The organism is Bacillus sp. FSL E2-8900, from assembly GCF_037966225.1.
In the GTDB taxonomy this organism is placed as follows: domain Bacteria; phylum Bacillota; class Bacilli; order Bacillales; family Bacillaceae_G; genus Bacillus_A; species Bacillus_A cereus.
On sequence record NZ_CP150193.1, the window covers coordinates 2,213,703 to 2,237,569 of the forward strand.

Sequence of the window (23,867 nt, forward strand, 5' to 3'; positions counted from 1 at the left end):
ATAGACTACATAATAAAGGGGTAGTAAAGAATGCCTAACAGTCAAAAGATTCGTCATTCGTTATCATCTGCGCAGTCTGGTATGTGGTTTGCGCAACAATTAGATCCGCTTAATCCGATATATAATACTGGGGAATATGTAGAAATAAACGGGAATATTCATCAAGACATTTTTGAATTAGCTGTACGTAAAGTTGTAATGGAAGCAGAAGCACTTCACGTTCGCTTCGAAGAGGATGAAATTGGCCCATGGCAAGTTATTGAAGAATCACAGTTTCATATGCATTTTATTGACGTTCGGAAAGAAGAAAACCCTGAAGAAGCTGCTAAAGTATGGATGAAAAATGATTTATCTATGCCAGTCGATTTGAAAAAAGATACTTTATTTACTGAAGCACTTATTCAAGTTGAAAATAATCGTTTCTTTTGGTATCAGCGCATCCATCACATTGTGATGGATGGCTATGGATTTTCACTTCTTAGCCAAAAAGTGGCGAATGAGTATACATCACTTATAGAAGAAACAAACAAGAATGAAAAGCCGTTTGGTTCTCTTACAAAAGTCGTGCAAGAAGATATTGAGTATCGTGAGTCTAAAAAATTTCAGGAAGATCGTACTTTTTGGTTAGAAAAATTTGCGGATGAACCAGAAGTTGTAAGCTTGGCAGAGCGAGCACCGAGAACATCAAATGGATTTTCACGAGAAACAGCTTATTTATCTAGTTCTAGCACGAAAACTTTATTAGAAGATATCAATATTTCGTTAACAAGTTGGCCGGAATTCATTGTCGCTATAACAAGTATTTATATGCATAAATTAACAGGTGAAAATGATATTGTTTTAGGTTTACCGATGATGGGACGTCTAGGTTCTGTATCTATTCATACACCAAGTATGGTAATGAATTTAGTTCCACTTCGTATTACAGTAACTCCAAATATAACTCTTGCAGAATTATTGCAACAAGTTTCTAAAGAAATCCGAGATGTACGTCGCCATTATAAATACCGTCATGAGGAATTAAGAAGAGACTTAAAGTTACTAGGTGAAAATCAAAGGTTGTTTGGACCGTTAGTGAATGTTATGCCTTTTGATTACGGGCTTAATTTTGCTGGAAATCGTGGTATTACGCATAACTTATCAGCAGGACCTGTAGATGATTTATCGATAAATGTATATAAACGTTTTGATCAAAATGAGCTAATGATTCATTTTGATGCGAATCCCGAAGTATATAATGGCGCAGAGCTAGCATTGCATAAAGAAAGATTTATGAATCTATTTGAATTAGTAATAAATAATTATGAGAAAAACGAGCCGATTGGAAAAATAAACATTACTCTGCCTGAAGAAAATCATAAAGTTTTATTGGAATGGAATGAAACGAAGGAAGACGATGAGTTAATCAGTTTACCTATATCATTTGAAAAACAAGTGCAAAAAAATCCAAATAAACTAGCGATTACTTGTGACGGTGTAATCCTTACGTATAAAGAGCTAAATGAACGAGCGAATGAACTAGCACATTATTTAGTAGAAGAAGGAATACGACCAAATCAGTTTGTAGCTTTAGTATTCCCTAGATCAATAGAAATGGTAGTTAGTATGCTAGCAGTCTTAAAGGCTGGTGCAGCGTATTTACCAATAGATCCAGAATACCCAGCAGAAAGAGTTACTTATATAGTAAATGATGCAAAACCAGTTTGTATCATAACACATTCATCTGTTTCATCTAAGTTAGTTATAGAAAAGGATATGAAAAAAATTGTATTAGATGACGAAGAAACGAAACTAGCGTTAGATACATATTCTCGTATGAATATAGCATGTAAGAATGATGTATCACTTTTAAACCCAGCCTATACAATATATACTTCAGGCTCAACAGGAAACCCAAAAGGTGTAATTGTTCCTATGAGAGGTTTAAGTAACTTTTTAATGGCTATGCAGCAAAAGTTTTCATTAAATGAAAATGATCATTTATTAGCAGTTACAACGTTTGCGTTTGATATTTCTGCTCTAGAAATTTATTTACCTCTTATTAGTGGTGCAAGTTTAACAATTGCGCAAAAAGAAGACATACAAGAGCCATCAGCATTAACGACACTTTTACAAGAAGAAAGAGTGACAATTATGCAGGCTACACCGACGCTTTGGCAGGCGTTAGTAACTGATTATCCAGAGAAGCTACAAGGGCTAAATATACTTGTTGGTGGTGAAGCTCTCCCAGCGCATTTAGCAAATAAATTAAAAGAATTAGGTTGTTCAATAACTAATTTATATGGACCAACTGAAACGACGATTTGGTCTACTTTCATGAACATTGATGAAGGTGAAAAGGGTATACCACCTATTGGAAAGCCAATTTGCAATACAGAAGTGTATGTATTGGATGCAGGGCTACAACCAGTTCCACCTGGAATTATTGGTGAATTATATATTGCAGGGGAAGGACTTGCAAGCGGATATTTAGGAAAACCTGAGTTAACAGCTGAACGGTTTGTTGCAAATCCTTATGGAGAATCAGGGAAGCGCATGTACCGTACAGGAGATCTTGTGAAATGGCGTAGTGATGGTGCGTTAGAGTACATTAGTCGCGCAGATCATCAAATTAAAATTCGTGGATTCCGAATTGAATTAGCTGAAATTGAAACGGTATTACAACGACATGAAAATATTCAACAAGCGGTAGTAATGGTACGAGAAGATCGTGCAAATGATAAACGCATCATTGCGTATATCGTTGCAGAAGAAAAGGAACCGATTAATCTTTCAGAAATTCGTTCTTATGTTTCAGAAAGTTTAGCGAATTATATGATACCATCGGCATTTGTTGTGCTAGAAGAATTACCATTAACGCCAAATGGTAAGGTTGACAGAAAGAAATTACCTGCTCCTAATTTTAATGGAATGAACAACGAGAGAGTTGCTAGAAATCCGAAAGAAGAAATATTATGTGATTTATTTGCAGAAGTACTTGGTGTTTCTCGAATTAGCATTGATGATAATTTCTTTGAAATGGGTGGACATTCACTTCTCGCATCTCGTTTAATGGCAAGAATTCGTGAAACGTTAAGTGTGGAATTAGGAATTGGGAAACTATTTGAATCACCAACTGTTGCCGAACTGGCGAAACAATTAAACCATGCAAAAAGCGCAAGACCAGCTATTCAGAAAGCAAGTAGGCCAAATGAAGTTCCACTTTCATTTGCACAGCGCAGGTTATGGTTCTTAAATTGTTTAGAAGGTCCAAGTCCTACTTATAATATTCCGCTAGTCATTCGTATGAATGGAATATTGAATCGGGAAGCATTACAAGGTGCTTTTTATGATGTAGTTGAGAAACATGAAACACTTAGAACAATTTTCCCTAACGTATTAGGTAGTTCCTATCAGAAAATTTTAGATATGGAAAATTTAAATCTAGAAATGGTTATAACTAATACATGTAAAGATGAATTAGAAAGTGTACTTTCAGAGGCGGTAAGATATAGCTTTAACCTCGATATTGAGCCGGCAGTTCGTTTGCAACTTTTTACAGTGAGTGAAAACGAACATGTATTATTAATTTTATTACATCATATTGTAGGTGATGGCTGGTCATTACAGCCGTTAACGAGAGATTTTACAGCGGCGTATAAAGCACGATGTCAAGGTGACAGAGTTCAGCTGGAGACACTACCAGTTCAATACGCAGATTATGCACTTTGGCAACAGCAATTGCTAGGTGATGAAACGACACCAGAGAGTCTTATTTCAACACAATTAGATTTTTGGAAAGAAGAACTTAAAGGTTTACCAGACCAAATGGAGTTACCTACAGATTTCCAGCGTCCAATTGAGACGAGTTACCGCGGGGAAACAATTCATTTTCATATAGATGAAGGTATGCATAGTAGGTTAGTAGAGCTTGCACGTAAAAATGGAGTTAGTTTGTTTATGGTATTGCAAGCAGGGCTTAGTGCACTATTTACAAGATTAGGTGCAGGCACTGATATACCAATTGGAAGTCCGATTGCTGGAAGAAATGATGATGTACTTTCAGATATCGTTGGTTTATTTGTAAATACATTAGTGTTACGTACAAATACGTCAGGAGATCCAAGTTTTAAAGAATTATTAAATAGAGTGAAGCAGGTAAATCTTGCAGCTTATGAAAATCAAGATGTTCCATTTGAAAGGCTTGTTGAAGTGTTAAATCCAGTACGTACTCGAAACAGCCACCCGTTGTTTCAAGTTATGTTAGCTTTTCAAAATACACCAGAAGCAACGTTTCATGTACCAGATTTAGAAGCGAGCCTTGAAATTCAAAGCGTTGGTTCTGCAAAATTTGATTTAACATTTGAAATTAGTGAGAGTAACAAGGTTGATGGTACTCCGAACGGTTTACATGGATTACTAGAGTTTAGTACCGATTTATATAAACGTGAAACGGTTCAAAAACTAATAGAACGATTCATTTTGTTATTAGATGATGCAGCTACAAATCCGGATCAATCAATTGGCAGATTAGAAATATTAACTGTAGCAGAGAAAAATACAGTGTTAGAAAAGTGGAATGGTGGTTTTCAAATTGCGCCAGAAATGACATTGCCACAATTGTTTGAAAAGCAGGCTCATATAAATCCAAATTCTATAGCTGTTGTCTTTGAAGATAAGAAATTAACTTATGAAGAGTTAAATAGAAAAGCAAATAAAATAGCTCGATCCCTAATAGCAAAAGGGATTGGTCCTGATCAACTCGTTGCTTTAGCGATGCCAAGATCATTAAACATGGTTGTAAGCTTATTAGCTGTTCTTAAAGCTGGTGCTGGATACCTTCCGTTAGATCCAGATTACCCAGCAGACCGTATTTCATTTATGCTACACGATGCGAAACCAACATGTGTTTTAACGAATTCAGAAGTGGAAATTGAATGTGATGAGGCACTAAAAGTTTTAGTTGATGATGTAAAAGTAATAGCAGAAGTTGAGAAATATAGTGAAGAAAATATTGATGAAGTGGAACGCATTAAGCCATTATCTCCATCACATATTGCTTACGTTATTTATACGTCAGGCTCAACGGGTAGACCGAAAGGCGTTATGATACCTCATCAAAATGTAGTAAGACTTTTAGGAGCAACTGATCATTGGTTCCAGTTTGACGGAAACGATGTTTGGACGATGTTCCATTCATACGCTTTTGATTTCTCGGTTTGGGAAATTTGGGGACCTTTATTATACGGAGGGCGTTTAGTTGTAGTGCCACATACTGTAAGTCGCTCACCGAAAGAATTTTTACAGCTTCTTGTTAAAGAAAAGGTTACGGTTTTAAACCAAACTCCATCAGCGTTCTATCAATTGATGCAAGCAGATCGTGAAAATGAAGAGATTGGCCAAAAATTATCTTTACGATATGTTGTTTTTGGAGGAGAAGCACTTGAGCTAAGTCGCTTAGAAGATTGGTATAGTCGACATCCTCATAACGCACCAAAGCTTATTAATATGTACGGTATTACGGAGACGACAGTACATGTTAGCTATATTGAATTAGATGAAACTATCGTCTCTTTACGAGCAAATAGTTTAATTGGGTGCAGTATACCTGACCTTAAAGTGTATGTGTTAGACAACTATTTACAACCAGTGCCACCTGGAGTAGTTGGAGAAATGTATGTTGCAGGTGCAGGGCTTGCACGTGGATATTTAGGAAGAGCAGGATTAACGGCTGAACGCTTTATCGCAGATCTATTTGGAAAGCCAGGTACAAGAATGTATCGTACAGGAGACTTAGCTCGCTGGCGTAAAGATGGGACGCTAGATTATATAGGACGTGCAGATCATCAAATCAAAATTCGTGGATTCCGAATTGAATTAGGAGAAATAGAAGCAGTCATAATGAAGCACCCTAAAGTTGAGCAAGTAGCTGTTATTGTACGTGAAGATCAACCAGGGGATAAACGGTTAGTTTCTTATATCGTTGCATCAAATAATGAAGCGATTGATACGAATGAAATGCGTCAGTTTGCTAGTGGTAGTTTACCAGATTATATGGTTCCATACGCTTTTGTAGTAGTAAATGAGTTACCTTTAACTCCAAACGGTAAATTAGATAGAAAGGCATTGCCAGCTCCAGAATTTATCGCATCATCTTCTAGTCGTGGTCCAAGAACACCGCAAGAAGAAATGTTATGTGACTTGTTTACAGAAGTGCTAAGTGTACCTCAAATTGGAATTGATGACGGATTCTTTGATCTTGGTGGCCATTCACTCCTTGCAGTGCAGCTTATGAGCCGCATGAAAGAGGCGCTTGGAGTGGAACTAAACATTGGCACTTTATTTGCAGCACCGACTGTTGCAGGGTTAGCTGAAAGACTTGAGATGGGGAATGGTCAAAGTGCACTTGATGTGTTGCTTCCATTACGAGCAAGCGGGGATCAATTACCACTATTTTGTGTACATCCAGCAGGTGGATTAAGTTGGTGCTATGCAGGACTTATGAAATCTTTAGGAAAAGATTATCCAATCTATGGTGTACAAGCACGTGGTATTGCTAAAAATGAAGAACTTCCAAAAAGTTTAGAGGAGATGGCGGCGGATTACTTGAAACATGTTCGTGAAGTACAGCCTTATGGACCATATCGTTTATTAGGTTGGTCGCTTGGAGGAAATGTTGTGCATGCAATGGCGGCGCAACTACAAAATGAAGGGGAAGAAGTAGAATTACTCGTTATGCTTGATTCTTATCCTGGACACTTCTTACCGAATACGGAAGCGCCTACTGAAGAGGAAGCGTTAATCGCATTACTTGCTTTAGGCGGATATGACCCAGATAACATGGATGGTAAACCACTTACAATGGAAAGTGCAGTTGAAATCCTTCGTAAAGATGGAAGTGCATTAGCAAGTCTTGAAGAAGAGACTATATTGAACTTGAAAGAAACATATGTAAATTCAGTAGGGTTGTTAGGGAAATATGTACCGAAAGTTTATAACGGAGATATCTTATTCTTTAGATCTACTGTTATACCAGACTGGTTTGATCCTATTTCTCCAAATACGTGGCTAAATTATTTAGATGGGCAAATTGTGCAGCACGATATTGATTGTAGACATAAAGATCTATGTCAGCCAGGTCCACTTACGGAAATTGGACAAGTATTAGCGAAATATTTGCAGAATAAGAAAGGGGTAAGTAGAGTATGACGAATCCATTTGAAAATGATAATTACACATATAAAGTATTAATAAATGAGGAGGGCCAGTATTCTCTCTGGCCTGCTTTTCTCGATGTACCTATTGGCTGGAATGTCGTATATGAAGAAGCTAGTAGGCAGAGTTGCTTAGAATATGTTGAATATAACTGGAAAGATTTGAATCCACAAGGTAATCAAGTTCGCGAAAAAACATTAGTAGGAAAACGATAATGAAAGAAAAACTAAATCCAAAAGTAGTTGTAAGTATCGTTTATATAACTGCGATGTTTATGGCTGCGATGGACGCAACGATTGTAAATGTAGCACTGCAAACGATAAGTAGAGAACTACAAGTACCTCCATCTGCAATGGGGACGGTGAATGTTGGATATTTAGTTAGTTTAGCTGTTTTCCTTCCGATTTCTGGTTGGTTAGGAGATCGTTTTGGTACGAAAAGAGTATTTTTAATTGCTCTTTTCGTATTTACAATTGCATCTGCTTTATGCGGAATGGCTAACGATATTACTTCATTGAATATTTTCCGTATTATTCAAGGTGCTGGCGGAGGGCTTTTAACACCGGTTGGAATGGCGATGTTATTTCGAACATTTTCACCAGAGGAAAGACCGAAGATTTCCCGGTTCATTATACTTCCAATTGCTGTAGCACCAGCAGTTGGTCCTATCATCGGTGGTTTCTTTGTAGATCAAATGTCTTGGCGTTGGGTATTTTATATTAATCTACCGTTTGGAATCGTTGCATTGCTCTTTGGACTTCTATTTTTAGCAGAGCATGTTGAAAAATCAGCTGGTCGCTTTGATTCGCTCGGCTTTATTTTATCAGCACCAGGATTTGCGATGCTCATATATGCACTCAGCCAGGGACCGTCAAAAGGATGGATTTCTCCAGAAATTATGAGTACCGGGGTAGCTGGGGGTGTATTCATTACGTTGTTTATAATCGTAGAACTGAAAGTAAAGCAACCGATGTTAGATTTACGTTTATTAAAAGAACCAGTCTTTAGAAAGATGAGCCTTATATCATTATTTTCATCAGCTGGTTTACTAGGAATGTTATTTGTTTTTCCACTTATGTATCAAAATGTGATAGGAGTTTCCGCGCTGGAATCAGGACTTACGACATTTCCAGAGGCGATTGGATTAATGATTTCTTCACAAATTGTGCCATGGTCATATAAGAAATTAGGAGCTCGAAAGGTAATTTCTATTGGATTAATTTGTACCGTGGTTATCTTTGTTTTATTAAGTTTTGTAAATCACGATACGAATCCGTGGCAAATCCGCGCATTATTGTTTGGTATCGGTATTTTCTTAGGTCAATCTGTCGGTGCGGTTCAATTTTCTGCCTTTAACAATATCACGCCGCCTTCTATGGGGAGAGCTACTACTATATTCAATGTGCAAAATCGATTAGGTTCAGCAATAGGAGTAGCTGTTTTAGCTAGTATACTAGCTGGTTTTGGAAGTAATAACGCTCAATCCGATTTTTTACCATATCAAGCAGCATTAATTGGATCAGCAATATTTTTGCTCATAGCACTACTATTTTCTTTACGTATTTCCGATAAAGAGGTAATGTCAAAGAAGAAAGAAAAAACATTATTTGTATCAGAAAAAGAGAAAGTACTTGTCAATGAATAACAATATACGCATGCTTTCTTATGAAAATTGATATTCGTTGAATAAAGGAGAGTTTACATGATAGAAAGTAAAGTTGTAGATTCTATTCCAACTTTGAATGAGAATGATTGTCAAATATGGTGGGCAAGAATTTCGGATTTACAATCATGGCATTACAATTTACTAAATGATATAGAGCGAGAGAAAGCAAATTCGTATCATCATTCGGCAGATCGAGCTCGTTTTATAATAGGTTGCGTAGTAAGTAGATTAGTTCTCGGTAAGATACTTTCTATGTCACCAGTCCAAGTACCAATTGATCGAATGTGCTCAGTATGTAAAGTGCAGCATGGAAGACCACAATTACCAGAAGGTATGCCGCAATTATCCGTTTCACATTCAGGTGAGTGGGTTGTCGTTGCTTTTACAAAATCTGCACCTGTTGGCATAGATGTAGAACAAATGAATCCAAATGTAGATGTTATGAAAATGGCAGAAGGTGTATTAACAGACATTGAAATAGCGCAAGTTATGAAACTGCCAAATGAACAGAAAATAGAAGGATTTTTAACATATTGGACTCGAAAAGAAGCGGTGCTGAAAGCGACAGGTGAAGGACTAATGATTCCGCCAGTACATATTACAGTATCAGCTCCAAATGATCCTCCAAACTTGTTGGTTTTTAAGGATAGACAAGAGTTATTAAATAATACAATGATGGAAGATGTAAAGCCTAGTTTAGATTATAGGGCCTCTGTTGCAATATTCAGTAAGGAAGTAACTGAAATTACGCAATTAGATGCGGCAGCACTTTTAAATCTTAAATAAAAAAATTATAGAAGAGGTGTTCCTCATGTTAGTAGCGGAAAATAGAAAGAATGAATTCACTTATAACGTACAAGCAATTAAAAATATTTTATTTTCTGGAGATACATCATCCATTCATGCTTTAGAAAAGCTTTTAAATGATACAGTTCAGTTTGATGTTCTTGAACAAGAGGCACTTGGTAGACAGTACATTCCGAAAGAAGCAAAGAATTTCTTTGATAAAGATGGAACATTTCTTTACCGTGTATCTAATGTTAGTTATAAAGGCAAGGTGTTATCTGAAAATCTAATTTTTGCAGACACTTCGTTTTTACCGGACGCAATAAAGAGTGAATTAGAGAGTGGAAATATTCCTGTTGAAAAGCTTATAGAAAAGATGGAAGTAAGAAGAAACGTATTATATGAAGGATATCAGCCATCTGGAAATATTATTGAATTGTTTGATGGATGTTCTGTTACAGCGAATGTGTATCCAACTAGAAAGTATCAAATTGTAAGTAACTGCAAATGTGTATTTTATATTTGTGAAGTGTATCATGCAGAGAATATAAAGCAATTGCTTAAATAAAAACAAGAAACCAGCCTATAAAATGGCTGGTTTCTTGTTTATTTAACAGCTTCTTTTAATTCTTTACCTGCTTTAAATGCAGGAACTTTACCAGCAGCGATTTGAATTTCTTCGCCAGTTTGCGGATTACGTCCTGTACGAGCAGATCTTTCGCGCACTTCAAAAGTTCCAAACCCGATTAGTTGAACTTTATCTCCAGATTGTAATGCATTAGCAATTGTGTCAAATACGGATTGTACAGCTGCAGAAGCGTCCTTTTGAGAAATATCAGCTGATTGAGCTACGTTTTTAATTAATTCTGTTTTGTTCATGTTTTCACCTCATAAAAAAATTTTTGGAATGAATGTTTTAGTATAATAGATAGTAAAGATAAAGCTATCACTATGATTAGAAAGAATACTATATAATTATGTTAATTTCGTTGCAAGAGACTGAATCCCTTCTATTATTTAGGGATTAATTAAGAATCGATGCATATAAAAAGCTTTAATATGAGGATGAGGGGGAGTATATGAATGATTTTTCGTGAAAAAAATGAGAAGGAAAGTATATTAATTCGTCAACATGATCATGGTTTTTTAGCTGGAGAGATTGCAAAACATATAAAAGAAGACTTTTTTGAAAGTAAAATATATTTAAAAGAAACAGTTGATGCAATATATGAGCATGACAGAGGATGGATAGTGCTTGATAAAGTACCAATTTTGAATGATGCTAAAAATATTCCATATACATTTATGGATTGTCCAAGCCCATTACGTTTTGTTTTTTATACGATTGGTTTGAATGAAATTGAAAATTCTAATCCATACGGGGCATTGCTTTGTAGTAAACATTTTTTATCATTTCCACTAAACGAGGAAGATGAAGAGATGATGTCATTTTATAAACATGAATTAGAACGACAAAAAAGAATCTTGAAAACGTTAACAAAGGAACAGTTTGCGATGTTCGATAAACATTATAGATTATTAAAGTTTTGTGATGAACTTTCTTTATACGTATGTATGAATAAGCCTGGTGTCAAAAAGAAAGATGAAATTGACTTATTTAAAGATGGTTTTGAAGGAACAGAAATGTTTAATAGTAAAGAGGAGAAACTTATTCAAGCTGAATGGGTGGACGAGGAAACGATTCGGATTACACCATTTCCATTTCAAACGGAATTTTATACGTATGTAAAATATAAAACGATAAATAAGCATGAAATGAAAGAAAAAGGGATTGCAAAGGCTGATAGAGAATCAGAAATGAAGAAACAAACCATTCGTTTCATACAATAAGGAGGTAATATAAGTTGAAAGATTATATATTAAAACAGTGTGATTACCATGCTTGGGCTAATACTAGATTATTCAATCGATTAAAAGAGTTACCAAACTATGAGACGATTTTTAATGAGCAGATACAGAGTGTATTCCCATCCATTAAGGATACTTTTGTGCATATTTATATTACAGATCAAGTGTGGTTACATATATTGCATGGTAAAAGTATGAATGAAGCAATACAAGACCGAGAAGATTTACGAAAACAAATTGAAACTAAATCGTTACATGAATTAGAAAAAATGTTTGAAAACATGGCAAATCAATATAAAGATTTTTTAATTACAATACAAGATGTGAATGCTGTATTTGTTATTGAGAATCCATATGTAGGGAAATTAGAAACTTCGATTTTAGAATTAGTGCAACATGTCGTAAATCATGGTACATATCATAGAGGAAATATAACAGCGATGATCCGTCAACTTGGTCATTCGTCGACAATGATGGATTTTGTACTGTATTTACATATGGTTAAAAAGCAGGGAGAGTAATATAGTTTGTAAAAAGGAGAGGCTTTAATTGTAGAAGCCTCTCCTTCTATTTTATCCGGCATTAATGGTAGATCGACTGATTAAAATTTTACTTTATTTATTAAGAAGCTTTATTTTCTTGTAATTGCTTAGCGTATTGTACAGCCTTATATGCATTGACTCTACCGTTTTTCCAGTACGTACCTGTACCACTAATTTTATCAGTAGTAGACTCAATAATTTGGCGGATTTGTGTATTGCTATATCCTTGATTTGCTAAAAGAGCTGCGACTCCTGCAACATGAGGTGTTGCCATAGATGTACCACTTAATGATTGATACGTACTTCCTTTATATGTTGAATATATATTTGAACCTGGTGCTGCAACATCTACCCAGCTACCATAAGTAGAGAATGAAGATTTTCTATCTGATTGATCTGTAGAAGCAACTGCAATTACTTCGCTGTAATAAGCAGGGTAATTAGCTTTTGTATTTCCAGCATTTCCAGCAGCTGCAACTATAACAGAGCCTTTATTCCATGCATATTGAACGGCTTGTTGTAATGCAGTACCACCATTTGGAGCTCCTAAACTTAAACTAATTACTTTTGCACCCGAATCAGCAGCTTCTCGAATACCTTGCGCTACAGCATCAAGAGTACCACTTCCTTGATTATCTAATACGCGGACAGCATAAATTGAAGTTTGTGGGGCAACACCAGCAATTCCGACGCTGTTATTCGTAAGTGCTCCAGTAATTCCAGCACAATGTGTACCATGACCATTACCATCATCAGATGTATTGTCGTTATCAACATAGTCATGCCCGTAAATTACTTTCGAAGCCAAATCAGGGTGTGAGCCTTGAACTCCTGTATCAATAATAGCTACTTTTACACCAGGATCACTTCGTTGGCTATCCCAAGCTTGTGGAGCTTGAATCTTTTGTAATCCATATTGATTATTAAAATATGGGTCGTTTGGAGTCCAAAAGGCGTGAACGTAATAATTCGGTTCTGCATATTCCACATCTGGATTATTTTTATAACTCTTTATTTTTTCTTTTACAGTACCTTTTGAAAATTGTACGACTTCAAAACCTAACTTATCATCTTTAGATAAGACATTAGCTCCGACAGATTTATGAAAAGATTGCACATTACTTAAAGATGCATTTTGTTTGAACTTAACGATTAATTGGTTAGGAACGTAATCAGTAGATGATGTTTCAGCACTTGAAGTATTCGTGTTAAAGAAGAAACCACCAATAATAAATGATAAAACAGATAGGAAAACAATGATTTTGTTTTTCAAAAGATTTTTCCTCCCTTTTCTTGGATGAGTTTTTCAGCGACACTTTAATGTCGCATTCCTTTTCAACTATATAGTTAGACCATACGATTTATGACATTTATGTGAAAAACTTTTGGAGGAATAAAAAGGAGTAAATATTGATATAAATATATTTTTAATGATAGTAATTGAGTAAAAGAGGGGATGAAAAAAGGAATGCTCATCATGTATGAGTCATTCCTTTTTTCATAGATTAACTTGCCTGTTTTTTATTATTTTCTTTCAATTTCTCTGCTTGTAAAAAACGATTCGTTTCAGCAACAACAATACTACTTAATCCAATTAGACCAATCAAGTTTGGAATTGCCATAAGTCCATTTGCAATATCAGCAAATGTCCATACGATTCCTAGCTTTAAATTAGCACCAATTGCAATCATGACAATAAAGATTGCTTTATAATATTTAACTGCACTTTCTCCGAATAAATAAGCTACACATTTTTCTCCATAATACGACCAACCTAAAATAGTAGAGTAGGCAAATAAAATAATTGCGATACCGAGAATCATACTACCAGCAGTACCAAATACAGATTGGAACGCAAGTGTTGTAGCTTCAACGCCAGTTTTACCAGATTTCCAAGCGCCTGTAGTGATTAATACTAGTCCTGTAATTGTACATACAATAAACGTATCTAGAAAAGTACCAGTCATTGAAACTAAAGCTTGCTTTGCAGGCGAATCAGTTTTTGCAGCCGCAGCAGCAATTGGTGCACTCCCTAAACCAGCTTCGTTCGCAAATACACCACGCGCCATTCCGATTTGGATAGCTGATGCAACTGTTGCCCCGATAAAACCACCAGCAGCTGCTGTACCATTAAATGCACCAGAAAAAATAAGTGAAAATGCTTCTGGAATTTGGTCGTAGTGATAGAAAATAATGATAAGACCAGCAATTATATAAAAGAAAGCTTTAATAGGAACGACATATCCCGTCACTTTCCCGATTTTTTTTACACCGCCTAAAATAACAATTGCGATTAAAAATGACATTACTATACCAGTTAAAGCAGGAGGGAAAGAGAAATTAATTCGCATTGCCTCTGCAACTGAATTAGATTGCACCATATTACCAATACCGAAAGAAGCAGTTGTACCAAATATAGCGAATAATATAGCAAGCCATTTCTTACCTAAACCACGCTCTAAATAATACATTGGTCCACCTGAATATTCACCATTTTCATTACTAACACGGTATTTCACTGCAAGTATTGCCTCTGCATACTTTGTTGCCATACCGAATAAAGCGGTAATCCACATCCAAAATATTGCACCAGGACCACCAATTGTAACAGCTGTTGCAACACCGGCTATATTTCCCATACCAATCGTTGCGGCCATAGCTGTCATAAGTGCTTGGAAGTGACTAATATCTCCAGAAGAAGAGGCATCTTCTGATTTTTTAAATGCTAGTTTGTGAGCGTATAATAGTTTACTAAACTGTAAACCTTTTAAACGCACTGTGAGAATGATACCTGTTCCAACGAGTAGCAACAAAGTTGGTAATCCCCACACGTATTGATTTAGTTGTTCTAATACTTTACTTACTGTCTCCATCTTTATTCTCCTTTTTTAGAAAAAATAAAAACCACTTCAAGTAAATGAAATGGTCTCTGGAGAAACAAGGGATAGAAAAATAAACCGATACAATCGGCTTTTTCTTTCGCTTGTCTCTGTCCTTTTACCTGAGAGATTATCCGCTAAAGTAGCGGATTTGCTCCTTCGGTGCTCGTTTTCCTCCGCGCTCTATGAAAGCGAGAGGGAGTCTCTCCAGAGATTCGTCCCCATGCAGTTCTACTTGTAACCAAGACCTGAGAGTTTCAAAGTTGGTATAACAACTTTTTGCCCCGTCGGTAGATCAATAGACCTTCTCCTGAATGGTTCATCCGAATTATAAAATTTATAAACACATTGATTGTAAATCAATAAAAACATTATAGACATACAAATTGTGAATTGCAATCATTTTTTATTTTAAAATAGTAAATAGTTTTATTTTTTTGTAAGTCCTAATTTATCTTCAACTTCATTTAAAGTAGATAAAGCGATGACAATATGTTGATCCGCAAGTCCTAAAGCTTGTTTTGTTTTTTCAATAGTTTCATTGGTTGGAGTAGAGTTATTTGCTCCGTCTATAATTAAATTTGCTGCATTTTTCATGAAATTTGATGCGGATTTAAACTGAGTTGTGAATTGAAGTAGTTGTTTTTGTATATCTATATCTGTTATGTTTTCTTCAATTTTAAGCGTGTCTATTTCGTTCATAATTGTTTCGTACTGTTTGGAAACAGCACTCATTGTAACTAATAGTTTATTTCGATCTACTGAATCTCCATTCGTGTTAATCTCTTCCCAGGCAGGTAACCAATCTTTTTCGATGATGTCATTATAATGAGTAGTCAATTCATTAATTTTAGGTTGTAATTTCGTTTTGAAAGTTTTTGTCTCCGCTGTTTCTACAGTTGCTTTTTCGCTGTTATTATTAACATTAGTAACGTAGAAAATTGTACCAAAAATGATGAAAATAGAAATAACAACTGTCCATTTAGTAAAAAGTAATTTCTGCAATATGTAACGCCTCCAAAATTTAAAAACTTATAATTATAATATATAACAATAATGTTGTTTAAAGTAGAGAAAATAGGTTAGAAATAATTTAAATTATGTCTTTTCTATACGTGAATAATTAAATTTAGTAAAATGATGAAAGTTATATGCGAGAAAAGAGGGTTTTTAGTGAAAATGAATAGAAGAAAACTGGTTTTAAGTATTTCAATGGCTATGTTATTAGTTGGTTTATTTGCACTCATATATGTAGACAAAGAATCTAAAATTAAAGATTTTCCAGTGCCAATGTCAGCAATCCATATTAACGATGATAATGAAGAGGACTATCAATATATAAGTGTAATGCCTATTACAAAGGCAAATGGATGGGAGAACTTAGGGGAAAACGGGCATACTGTTAGTTTTAAAAAAGAGGAGCGGAAGGTAACTGTATTACATTATCCAGGAGAAATTACGTATTATTTATTTGAAAAATAATTGATGATAAGAGAGATAGGGAGTAGATGATAATGTAGGATTGTTTACTTTCTATCTTTTTTGGATTTTAATTCTGAATTGTTTGAATTTAAAATAGTATGCGTATAGAATAAAATAGTATATTTTATTGAATGATATAAATAGCAATACATAATTATATTATGTAAACTATAACTGGGATAAGAAAACAAAGTAAGAGATTTTAATTTTTATATTTTAGATGTATTTTTACACGGTAAGTATTCTCGTAATCAACTTACAACATTTACGGAGGGCATCAAATTTTGATTAAGTAATGGAGTTGATAACAAAAAATTAATGTTTGTGTATATGGAAAAATAGAAAGTATGGCGAGTGGGAAATGGATTGGATCATAAGGGGGAATTAAAAATGCTACTAAAAACAATCTACTGTAAGGTGGAAGAAGAGAAAAAGGAATTGTTTTCAAATGCGCAAGGAAAATGGTGTGATATACGGCACCTAGATGGGTTTCATGGACAATTTGGTGGATGGTATGAAGATGAGGCATGTGTATTTACTTTATGGGAAGATAGAAGTACATATCAATCATTTATGAATGGTGCTCACGATACAATTTATTTAAATAGTAATCAAGAGGATACGTTTCTTTCATGTGAAATTGAATTATTTCAAACGTTGTATGATATAACTGATACGCATTTGAAAGACGTTGTTACAGAAGGATCATTCGTAAGAATTGCTATATGTGATGTAAAGGTGGAAAAGGAAAATCATTTTTTACAGAAGCAAGAAACAATTTGGAATAAAGGAATGGAAAAAGCAAAAGGAATGTTAGGTGGAGTAGTTGGGAAGTCTTTAAAAAATGAAAATCGTTACATAGTGTTAACGTATTGGAAAGATGAAAAGACGCATCAACATTATGTGGAAGAGATTTTCCCAGGTTTATATAAATTAGCTAATATTCATGAAGAGATAGAAGAGATAAAAGGAAAACAAGCTGTATGTAAGGAAGAATGGCTTGTATATTAAACGCTGAAAAAGTGGATAAATGAATGTATAATAAAGATATTTTCTTATAAACAAGTAATTAATAGAAGACGTTATATACCCTTTCATGTTAATATATTTAAGTTATAATAGGAGGCTTACCCTTTTGTATTGTACGGTAGAAGCAGTGTGAGCTTGAAATTTTTTTTAGAAAAGGATGTGCCTAATTTGCGTATCAATAAATTTATTAGTGAAGCTGGAAAAGCGTCTCGACGTGGAGCGGATAAACTAATTAATGAGAGAAGAGTAATTATTAACGGTAAGGTTGCAAAAATTGGTGACCAAGTGAACCCAGGTGATGATGTACGAGTAAATGGAGAGCAGCTTCGAATTGCTCGAGATCACGTATATATCGCTTTAAATAAACCAGTAGGTATTACATGTACGAGTGAAAAATCAGTAAAAGGTAATATTATCGATTTAGTGAACCATCCTTTACGAATTAGTCACATTGGACGTCTTGATAAAGACTCAGACGGTTTAATTTTGTTAACGAATGATGGTGATATTGTTAATGAAATTTTACGTGCTGAAAACAAACATGAGAAAGAATATATCGTTTCAGTAGATAAGCCAATTACACCTGATTTCTTAGAGAAAATGGCAGCGGGTGTTAAAATTTTAGGAACAAAAACGCTTCCTTGTGAGGTTACACAGTTATCAAAATATGAGTTCCAAATTATTTTAACACAAGGGCTAAATCGTCAAATTCGCCGTATGTGTGAAGCTTTAGGTTATCAAGTATACATGTTAAAACGTACGAGAATTATGAATATCGAATTGAATAATTTACCAGTTGGGCAGTGGAGAGATTTAACGAAGAAAGAGAAAAGACGTCTATTTGCAGACTTAAATTACGAACCACAAGATTGGTAAAATTGTGAAGTGAAACCAAAAAAAATTGGTTTCACTTTTTTAAATTAAATAAATAATTTTTTTAAACACTTGCAAAAATAAAATGAATAAGATATATTAAATAACAATAAATGGATGTTTTACAAAAAGCAAAGAAAAGGACACGAGTTATTTTCCCCGGTTATACAGAGAAGGAAGGAAAGCTGAGAACTTCCTAACGCAGAAAAATAACTTACCACCTTAGAGCTGCACTAGGGAAATGAAGTATCTAGTGCCGTGTATGCGACGTTATCGCAAAAGAAGCCATTATGTTTTTTGTGATGGGAATCTGGGTGGAACCACGGATATAAGCATATTCGTCCCTATATTTAGGGATGAATATGCTTTTTTGCATTCAATTTCATAATAAGCGAAGAAAAGGACACGAGTTATTTTCCCCGGTTATACAGAGAAGGAAGGAAAGCTGAGAACTTCCTAACGCAGAAAAATAACTTACCACCTTAGAGCTGCACTAGGGAAATGAAGTATCTAGTGCCGTGTAAACGACGTTACCGTAAACGAAGCCATTGTATATTTACAATGGGAATCTGGGTGGAACCACGGGTAAAAGCACGCTCGTCCCTATTTTAGGGATGAGTGTGCTTTTTATTATGAAATGGAGAGATGAAAAATGAAAGAACAAATGATTGAAATTAAATTTCCAGATGGTAGCGTTAAAGAATTTGTAAATGGAGTTACTTTAGAAGAAATTGCTGGATCCATTAGCAGTAGTTTGAAAAAGAAAGCAGTCGCGGGGAAAGTAAATGATGGATTATATGATTTACGCCGAAATATTGAAGAAAATGCGGAAGTGGAAATCATTACTATAGATTCAAATGAAGGGGTAGAAATTGCAAGACACTCCGCGGCACATATTTTAGCGCAAGCTGTAAAAAGATTGTATGGTGATATAAATCTTGGAGTAGGACCTGTTATTGAAAATGGATTTTATTATGATATGGATCTTCCAAGTAGTGTAAACATAGAAGATTTACGGAGAATCGAAAAAGAAATGAAAAAGATCATAAATGAAAATATAAAGATAGAACGAGTTGAGGTTTCTCGAGAAGAAGCAGCTAAACTGTTTCAAGAAATGAACGACCGCTTGAAATTAGAACTTTTAGAAGCAATTCCTAGTGGGGAAAGTGTAACACTATATAAACAAGGTGAATTTGTAGATTTATGTAGAGGACCACATTTACCATCTACAGGTTATTTGAAAGCATTTCAATTAACTCACGTTTCCGGTGCATATTGGCGAGGTGATAGTAATAACCAAGTGCTTCAGCGCATATATGGTGTTGCATTCTCTTCTCAAAAAGAATTAGAAGAGTATTTACATTTCGTTGAAGAAGCAGCAAAAAGAAATCATCGTAAGTTAGGCAGTGAGCTTGAGTTATTTATGTTTTCTGAAGAGGCTCCGGGAATGCCGTTTTATTTACCGAAAGGACAAATGATTCGTAACGAATTGGAAGCATTTTTAAGAGAAATTCAAAAAGAGTACAATTATCAAGAAGTACGCACTCCGTTCATGATGAACCAAGAAGTATGGGAGAGATCAGGGCACTGGGGACATTATAAAGATAATATGTATTTCTCTGAAGTAGATAATAAAAGTTTTGCATTAAAACCGATGAACTGTCCAGGACACATGCTTATGTTTAAAAATAAATTGCATTCTTATCGTGAATTACCGATTCGTATGTGTGAATTTGGTCAAGTACATCGTCATGAATTTAGTGGTGCGTTAAACGGATTATTAAGAGTACGTACTTTCTGCCAAGATGATGCACATTTATTTGTAACTCCAAAACAAATTGAAGATGAAATCAAATCCGTAATGGCGCAAATTGATTACGTATATAAAACTTTTGGATTCGAGTATGAAGTAGAGCTTTCTACTCGTCCAGAAGATTCAATGGGTGATGATAAATTATGGGAGCAAGCAGAAGCGGCATTAGAAAATGTATTACAATCGCTAAATTATAAATATAGACTAAATGAAGGTGATGGCGCATTTTACGGGCCGAAAATTGATTTTCATATTAAAGATGCTTTAAATAGAAGTCACCAGTGCGGAACAATCCAGCTTGATTTCCAAATGCCAGAGAAATTTGATTTAAATTATATAGATGAAAATAATGAAAAGAAAAGACCAGTTGTTATTCACAGGGCAGTTTTAGGGTCATTAGATCGCTTCTTAGCAATATTAATTGAGCACTTTGGAGGTGCGTTCCCGGCATGGGTGGCACCAGTTCAAGTGAAAGTAATTCCAGTTTCAAATGCAGTACATGAACAATATGCCAATGAGATTGCACATAAATTAGCACAAGCTGGAGTTCGTGTTGAACAAGATGCACGAGATGAAAAATTAGGATATAAAATAAGAGAAGCACAAATGCAAAAAGTACCGTATGTTCTTGTTATTGGGGATAAGGAAATGGAAAACGGAGCTGTAAATGTACGTAAATATGGGGAAGAGAAGTCAGAAGTTATTGCGCTAGATGTATTTGTGGCAAGTATTGAAGAAGAAATAAAGAATAGAAAATATTGATTGTAAAGAAAACACACTATTAGAAATTAGTGTGTTTTCTTTTTTATCTTACAAAAATGTAAGGTAAATGTAAGCGAAATCGAGGGAACGAGTTGTAGAAAAATGAGAATATGAAGTAGGAAAAAGGTTCATGTTACAGGTGTAACTCTTCTTAAATGAATAATTAAAAAATTCTTAAGGATTCACATGACAAAATAATAAGAAATATGTGAGAAATTAATTTTATACAAAAGGGATGGAGTGAAAGAGATGTCAACAAATGTAGTTACTGTAGAAAGTGTAGAAAAAACGTATGGGAAAAGAAATGAGAATCAGTCAAAAGCATTAAGGGGTGTATCGTTAAGTATTAAAGAAGGAGAATTTGTCGGGATCATGGGACCTTCTGGGTCTGGAAAAACAACTTTACTTAATGTGATAAGTACACTTGACCAAGCGACAGGTGGTAGTGTGACGATAGCTGGTACAAATATTACTTCTATGAAGGGCAATGCGTTATCTGATTTTCGCTCTCAAAAATTAGGTTTCATTTTTCAAGATTTTAATCTTCTAGAAAACTTATCAATTTATGAAAATATAGCTTTACCACTTTCTTTGCAAGGCGTACCGTCAAGTGAGATTACTGGAAAGGTAAATGACGTTGCGAAGAAATTAGGCATCACCGAAATTTTAACAAAATATCCGACGGCTGTTTCTGGAGGACAAAAGCAAAGAACAGCGGCGGCCAGAGCTTTAGTACATAATCCAGCAATTGTATTAGCAGATGAACCGACAGGTGCGCTTGATAGTAAAAACGCAAAAAGTTTATTAGAAGCGATGCAAGATTTACATGAAAATCACAATGTAAGTATTTTGATGGTTACACACGATGCATTTAGTGCAAGTTATTGTGAGCGTATTTTATTTATTCAAGATGGTCTTCTTTATAAAGAATTAAATCGTCAAGGCACTAGAGAGAATTTCTATCAAGACATTTTAGGTGTGCTCGCTCATATGGGCTCAGCTGCTGAGTCTAAGTAGGGGGCGAAACTATGTTATTTAAATTATCACGTCATAGTATGAAAAAGATGTTAAAAGATTATATGGTTTTACTTATTGGTCTCGTTATTAGCATTAGTATTTTTTACATGTTCCAAACGATGGCGATGAATAGTGAATTTACGAAGGATAATAGTCTTATTAGTAGTATTAGACTCGTATTCTGGGTAGGTGCAATACTATTATCTTTCATTACTGTATTTTATATTATATATGCCAACTCTTTCTTACTCACATTAAGAAGAAAAGAACTCGGTATGTACATGATGCTTGGTGCAAAAAAGAAAAAAGTAGCACAGTTATTATTTATTGAAACATTCGGTATGGGGATTGTCAGTATTATTATCGGTATTTTAGTAGGGATGTTACTTGCAAGTGTAGCAGGAAACTTTTTAATGAATGGAATGGAAATTTCAGCAAAAGGTAGTTATGCATCTGTATACACACCAGCAATTTTAGTTACAGCTATTTTCTTCTTAATACTATTTTTCATTACTGGCTTAATGAACAGTGTCCGATTGTTACGTAAAACTGAACTAGAGTTAATTCGTGAAGATGAAACACTAGATGAAGTGAAGAAAAGTAAAACTCGCATTATTATAATGACAGTACTTGGTGTATTACTAGTAAGTATAGGGTACTATTTTATGATCAATGTAAAAATATATGCTGAATTAGGTTTTATTATAGCAACCATCGTTACAACACTTGGAACATATTTTATCTTTAGTTCATTACTCCCATTTTTTGTGATGAAAATTAAGGGGAATAAAAAACGAAATGAAACTGGTCTAAATAGTTTTACATATGCACAGCTACGCTTTCGAGTAAATAGTTTATCGAGAGTATTAGGTACTGTAGCGATGTTAATTGCATTAGGGGCAGGTGCGATGACGGCAGGTATGGCTTTCCAAAAAAATGTAGGTATTATGACAGACTTTTCTCGTGTATATGATGTTGTAATTCATGATCCGAATGATCAAGACAAAGCTGCCTTGAAAGAAATGGAAATTGTTGAAGAAAGCAAGTACAAATATAAAGTAGATGGAGAAGCGGTTTATTATTTACGTAACGACTTAACTGCGAAACCACCACTTGTTTCAGACCATTTTGATACAAAAACGTTAAAAGAACCTGTTCGTAAACGTGTGACTGAACCTTTAACAGAACCTATATATTCAGCTTTAGAGGCTCCTGAATTAGTAAAATTCCCTCGTATGCCAAAGGATTGGGAAGACGCAGTTGTAAGAGAGATACAAATTACGCATAATCAATTTAACGGAAAACCAGTAAGAATTGCAGACGAAGAGCATTATAAAGGAATTCAAGGAACAGAACACACTGTAACATTAGCAAAAGTAGATGATATGAAAAAATATAAACTGTTATTGATCGAAATAGACAAGAGACAAAAAGCACAAATTGAAAAAGTAACAGGTGAAAAGGTAGACTTATTTACGAAAATGACAATTTATCAGTTTATGAACAGCTTCATGAGCGGAACAATGTTTATGGGATTTTTCCTCGGAATTGCCTTTTTAGCAATGATGGCGAGTTCCCTTATGTTCAAAATATTAACAGGTGCTTCTCGTGATGTACGCCGTTATGAAATGTTACGAAAAATCGGTGTAAGACGTAGCATGTTAACGAAAAGTATATATAAAGAAATTTCATATTTATTTATCTTCCCAGCGATCATTGGCATTTCTCACGTTTTAGTAGGGCTTAACTTATTCAGCTTTATATTAGTTGACCCGTTTGTAAAAGTGTGGGTGCCAATAGGAATTTTCTTAGTCATTTATTTCATTTATTACTGGATAACTGTTCAACTTTATAAAGGTATGGTAATGCCGAAAGAAGAGGTAGCTAAATAGTTTATGAAAAGAGTCCTTGTGTTGAGAATAAGGGCTCTTTTTTTATGTTTTTTATTAAGAAGG

17 protein-coding genes, 1 riboswitch and 2 other annotated features are annotated in these 23,867 nt (G+C 34.8%); of the genes, 13 read left to right on the forward strand and 4 right to left on the reverse strand.

Features of this window, described 5'->3' with window-relative positions; genetic code table 11:
• Window positions 1–30: 30 nt before the first annotated feature.
• Genes NST90_RS11480 through NST90_RS11500 form a run of 5 tightly spaced genes read left to right on the forward strand, consistent with a single transcriptional unit; the run spans window position 31 to window position 10,214 of the window.
• Window positions 31–7,188, forward strand: coding sequence for a non-ribosomal peptide synthetase (locus NST90_RS11480; RefSeq protein WP_283748179.1), 7,158 nt, complete (start codon window positions 31–33; stop codon window positions 7,186–7,188).
• On the forward strand, window positions 7,185–7,409 hold the full coding sequence (locus tag NST90_RS11485; RefSeq protein WP_000184059.1) for an MbtH family protein: 225 nt from the start codon (window positions 7,185–7,187) through the stop codon (window positions 7,407–7,409). Before NST90_RS11480 ends, NST90_RS11485 begins: the two co-directional genes overlap by 4 nt.
• A complete protein-coding gene (locus NST90_RS11490) occupies window positions 7,409–8,839 on the forward strand; it encodes an MDR family MFS transporter (RefSeq protein ID WP_061113418.1) in 1,431 nt (476 codons plus the stop codon). The genes NST90_RS11485 and NST90_RS11490 overlap by 1 nt, the downstream gene beginning before the upstream one ends.
• Window positions 8,840–8,896: 57 nt before the next feature.
• Window positions 8,897–9,646 carry a 4'-phosphopantetheinyl transferase Sfp gene (sfp, locus tag NST90_RS11495; RefSeq protein ID WP_025709703.1) on the forward strand — a complete coding sequence of 250 codons (750 nt, stop codon included), beginning with the start codon at window positions 8,897–8,899 and terminating at the stop codon, window positions 9,644–9,646.
• Between the two features lie 25 nt (window positions 9,647–9,671).
• Window positions 9,672–10,214 (forward strand): hypothetical protein, encoded by a 543-nt coding sequence (locus NST90_RS11500; protein ID WP_000959126.1) that lies wholly within the window; start codon window positions 9,672–9,674, stop codon window positions 10,212–10,214.
• 38 nt (window positions 10,215–10,252) lie between these two features.
• Here the strand turns inward: NST90_RS11500 and NST90_RS11505 are convergent, their stop codons facing one another.
• Window positions 10,253–10,525, reverse strand: a complete 273-nt coding sequence (locus tag NST90_RS11505) for an HU family DNA-binding protein (protein WP_001043905.1) — start codon at window positions 10,523–10,525, stop codon at window positions 10,253–10,255.
• 204 nt (window positions 10,526–10,729) lie between these two features.
• Between NST90_RS11505 and NST90_RS11510 the strand changes: the two genes are divergently transcribed.
• Together NST90_RS11510 and NST90_RS11515 are read left to right on the forward strand one after the other, a co-directional pair.
• Window positions 10,730–11,497 carry a DUF3891 family protein gene (locus NST90_RS11510; RefSeq protein ID WP_000577291.1) on the forward strand — a complete coding sequence of 256 codons (768 nt, stop codon included), beginning with the start codon at window positions 10,730–10,732 and terminating at the stop codon, window positions 11,495–11,497.
• Window positions 11,498–11,511: 14 nt separating this feature from the next.
• Window positions 11,512–12,036, forward strand: a complete 525-nt coding sequence (locus tag NST90_RS11515; RefSeq protein ID WP_000656267.1) for a DinB family protein — start codon at window positions 11,512–11,514, stop codon at window positions 12,034–12,036.
• Window positions 12,037–12,136: 100 nt separating this feature from the next.
• On the opposite strand, the gene NST90_RS11520 is transcribed toward NST90_RS11515, so the two are convergent.
• The 3 genes from NST90_RS11520 to NST90_RS11530 all read right to left on the reverse strand — a co-directional run bounded on the left by NST90_RS11520 (window position 12,137) and on the right by NST90_RS11530 (window position 15,941).
• On the reverse strand, window positions 12,137–13,330 hold the full coding sequence (locus NST90_RS11520) for a S8 family peptidase (RefSeq protein ID WP_000790937.1): 1,194 nt from the start codon (window positions 13,328–13,330) through the stop codon (window positions 12,137–12,139).
• Between the two features lie 232 nt (window positions 13,331–13,562).
• Complete coding sequence (locus tag NST90_RS11525; RefSeq protein WP_000451035.1) at window positions 13,563–14,930, reverse strand: sodium:alanine symporter family protein; 1,368 nt, start codon at window positions 14,928–14,930, stop codon at window positions 13,563–13,565.
• A gap of 106 nt (window positions 14,931–15,036) precedes the next feature.
• Window positions 15,037–15,157, reverse strand: a riboswitch (glycine riboswitch).
• Between the two features lie 208 nt (window positions 15,158–15,365).
• Window positions 15,366–15,941 (reverse strand): hypothetical protein, encoded by a 576-nt coding sequence (locus NST90_RS11530; protein WP_001170892.1) that lies wholly within the window; start codon window positions 15,939–15,941, stop codon window positions 15,366–15,368.
• Window positions 15,942–16,073: 132 nt separating this feature from the next.
• Between NST90_RS11530 and NST90_RS11535 the strand changes: the two genes are divergently transcribed.
• The 6 genes from NST90_RS11535 (at window position 16,074) to NST90_RS11560 (ending at window position 23,804) form a co-directional block, all read left to right on the forward strand.
• Window positions 16,074–16,418 carry a hypothetical protein gene (locus NST90_RS11535; protein ID WP_048558420.1) on the forward strand — a complete coding sequence of 115 codons (345 nt, stop codon included), beginning with the start codon at window positions 16,074–16,076 and terminating at the stop codon, window positions 16,416–16,418.
• Window positions 16,419–16,808: 390 nt separating this feature from the next.
• Entirely contained in the window at window positions 16,809–17,429 is a 621-nt protein-coding gene (locus NST90_RS11540; protein ID WP_243512449.1) for a YdbC family protein, read from the forward strand.
• Between the two features lie 186 nt (window positions 17,430–17,615).
• Window positions 17,616–18,323, forward strand: coding sequence for a 23S rRNA pseudouridine(2604) synthase RluF (rluF, locus tag NST90_RS11545; RefSeq protein WP_283748178.1), 708 nt, complete (start codon window positions 17,616–17,618; stop codon window positions 18,321–18,323).
• A gap of 122 nt (window positions 18,324–18,445) precedes the next feature.
• Window positions 18,446–18,669: a binding site (T-box leader), on the forward strand.
• A 36-nt stretch (window positions 18,670–18,705) separates the two neighbouring features.
• Window positions 18,706–18,928, forward strand: a binding site (T-box leader).
• Between the two features lie 44 nt (window positions 18,929–18,972).
• On the forward strand, window positions 18,973–20,895 hold the full coding sequence (gene thrS / locus NST90_RS11550; protein ID WP_000663097.1) for a threonine--tRNA ligase: 1,923 nt from the start codon (window positions 18,973–18,975) through the stop codon (window positions 20,893–20,895).
• Between the two features lie 249 nt (window positions 20,896–21,144).
• Entirely contained in the window at window positions 21,145–21,912 is a 768-nt protein-coding gene (locus tag NST90_RS11555; RefSeq protein ID WP_000106426.1) for an ABC transporter ATP-binding protein, read from the forward strand.
• 11 nt (window positions 21,913–21,923) lie between these two features.
• Complete coding sequence (locus tag NST90_RS11560) at window positions 21,924–23,804, forward strand: ABC transporter permease (RefSeq protein WP_006918597.1); 1,881 nt, start codon at window positions 21,924–21,926, stop codon at window positions 23,802–23,804.
• The last annotated feature ends 63 nt before the right edge of the window (window positions 23,805–23,867 follow it).